The following is a 2,414-nucleotide window of genomic DNA, read 5'->3' on the forward strand; positions in this document are numbered from 1 at the left end:
GTGCCGACACACTGGGCGCGCACGGTGCTGCCGCCGTACGGGCACGGCCCGGTGCGGGGCTGCCGCAGCCGTCCGCGGCCGACGCCCCGGACGGCTTCCCGCTCAACTGTCCTGAGTGGCCGTCAGTGCGTACGCACGATGTCGACGTCCGACGCCTTGACGAAGGCCACCCGGTGCCCGATCTGTACGGTCACGTACTTGGTGGCGCCGGGGAAGTACGTGTGGTCGTACGGGTAGGAGGCGTCGATCGTCGGGGCGTAGTAGTAGCCCGTGGGCGCCTCGCCGCCGCCGGGGTAGGCCTGGCCCTGCTTGATCGTGTACGAGAGCGGCGTGCCCAGATGGGCCCCGGTGAAGTCCGCCGGGTACTCGCCCTTCTCCGGGTAGGCCACCCCGTACACCGGCACGTCGGTCCGGCCGGCCTTGGGCCGCACCAGATATCCGGAGGTCGGTACGGTGGTCCTGGTGTGCGCGGGGCTCTGGAACCAGGCCTTCTGCCCGTACCACCAGATCGCGGTCCAGCCGGGTGCGTGCCCGGCGACGACGGCCTGCTGCGATGCACTGATCTTGCTGCCCCAGTCGGCGACGCAGTTGGTGCCGGGCTTGCCGTCGGTGTGCAGCGCCGGGTCGGAGAAGAGTGGTGAGCCGGTGGAGGGCGCGGTGTGGAGCGGCACCGCGCTCGACGGCTGCGCGGGGAGGTCGATGTTCTTCTCGCAGTCCCGGAACTTCTGGATGTTCTCCTTGAACACCGGGCTCACGGTGACGAGTTGGCTGCGCGGCGAGGCGGTGGGGACGGTGGGCCGGCCCACCAGCTTCATGAAGTAGTCCCAGTCCCAGTACGTTCCCGGGTCCCAGTGCATGGCCGCGGTGCCCGAGGTGCTGGTGGGCGGGACGTTGTCGTGGCCGATGATGTGCTGGCGGTCCAGCGGGATGTCGTACTTGGCCGCGAGATAGCGTACGAGACGCGCCGTCGAGCGGTACATCGCCGGGGTGAACCACTGGGAGCCCTCGGTCGCGACGCCCTCCTGTTCGATCCCGATGGACTGCTGGTTGATGTACCAGTTGCCGGCCTGCCAGGCGATGTCCTTGTCCTTGACCATCTGCGCCACATGGCCGTCGCCGGAGCGGACCACATAGTGCGCGGACGTCTGGTTGTGCGGGTCCTGGAAGATCTGCAGCGTCCTGTCGAAGGTTTCCTCGGTGTCGTGCAGGACGATGTACTTGATCTTCCCGGTGTGCGGGCGGTCCGCGGTGTCGTAGTTGCCGTACGTCTCCTTGTCGGCGGGATCACCGGTCTGCTGGTAGGCGGCGGGGGCCCACGCGCAGTCGAGGGTGCGGGGGCACTCCGGGCGGGTGCCGCCGGGGGCCGCCTGCGCCACCGGGGAGAGCAGGGCGAGGCCGAAGGTGCTCGCGGTGGTCAGTGCGAGCGCGAGTCTGATCCTCTGCTTGGACGTCATGACGGCCCTTCTTGCCGGGAGTTGCGCCGTGGTGATCTCTCGAACGGTATGGGCGCACTCTCTGACCTGAGGTGATGGCACGTCAAGAGCGCCGCACAGGGCGGCTGTTGAAACAGTTGTCCAGACCACTGGCATGGCCGATGACCAGCGCGAAGGGCGTGGCTACCAGGCTCTGGCGGTGCGGGTCGTCCGGCTCTCTCCGGCGGACGAGGGCCGTCGGCCGGATGCCAGGGGGGGGCTCAGCCCTGCTGGAACATCTCCGCGGGCAGCGGCTTCAGAAGGGCGTACAGATCGTCCGTGATCGGCCGGTCCCAGCTGGCGATGGTGACCAGGACCTTGTCGCTGCGGTCGAACTGGACGCAGGAGATACGGCTCTCCGAGAGCTTCAGCCGATGCACGATGAGGAGGTTGTCCCCCTGCATCACCGGCATGTCCTCGCTGTCGAGCACCTCGATGGGCTCGTCGTTCTCCAGGGCCGCCAGCAGCTGCGCCACCTCGAAGGGGATCTGGCCATCGGCGACCTCGCGGGCGGGCGAGCCCTCCGGCAGATTACCGATGATCATCGCGGGGCCGCGGCCGCCGAACAGGTCGTACCGCAGGAAGACGCCCTGGCAGGAGCCGTCCGGGGCGGGGAGGAGACCGGCGCCGAGGTTGCCGGGCCAGTCACCCGGGTCCATGGCCAGGACGTCGAAGTCCGGGCCCGCGGGAGTGGCGGCGCTGCGGCGGCGGAGGAAGGACATGCAGCCATGGTACGTGGCTCCGGCCGTCCGCCGAAGCCGGGGCCGGGCCCGCGGGGGCCCGTCCTGATCGCCCTGGCACCCGCCGTGCGGAAGCACAGCGTGGACCGGCGGGCACCCCCCGTGTTCCTCCCGGTCCGCCGTCCGTGGCCGGCCCGGCCGGCCCGGCGGGCCCCCGACGGGCCGGGGGGCCCGCCCGCGGGGGCGGCGGGCGGGGGTGGGG

At 70.6% G+C, this 2,414-nt stretch carries 2 protein-coding genes; both read right to left on the bottom strand.

Annotated features, from left to right (window positions below):
- Nucleotides 1–122 precede the first annotated feature (122 nt).
- Nucleotides 123–1,454, bottom strand: a complete 1,332-nt coding sequence (locus ACFXBC_RS11265; RefSeq protein WP_385021776.1) for an N-acetylmuramoyl-L-alanine amidase — start codon at nucleotides 1,452–1,454, stop codon at nucleotides 123–125.
- A gap of 239 nt (nucleotides 1,455–1,693) precedes the next feature.
- Nucleotides 1,694–2,194 carry a hypothetical protein gene (locus ACFXBC_RS11270; RefSeq protein WP_385021779.1) on the bottom strand — a complete coding sequence of 167 codons (501 nt, stop codon included), beginning with the start codon at nucleotides 2,192–2,194 and terminating at the stop codon, nucleotides 1,694–1,696.
- Nucleotides 2,195–2,414: the final 220 nt, after the last annotated feature.

The sequence above is a fragment of the Streptomyces sp. NPDC059398 genome, assembly GCF_042751845.1.
Taxonomy (GTDB): domain Bacteria; phylum Actinomycetota; class Actinomycetes; order Streptomycetales; family Streptomycetaceae; genus Streptomyces.

What these genes read in the sequence shown, in the direction of transcription:
- ACFXBC_RS11265 (WP_385021776.1), bottom strand. Translation starts at nt 1,454, where the DNA reads ATGACGTCCAAGCAGAGGATCAGACTCGCGCTCGCACTGACCACCGCG.
- ACFXBC_RS11270 (WP_385021779.1), bottom strand. Translation starts at nt 2,194, where the DNA reads ATGTCCTTCCTCCGCCGCCGCAGCGCCGCCACTCCCGCGGGCCCGGAC.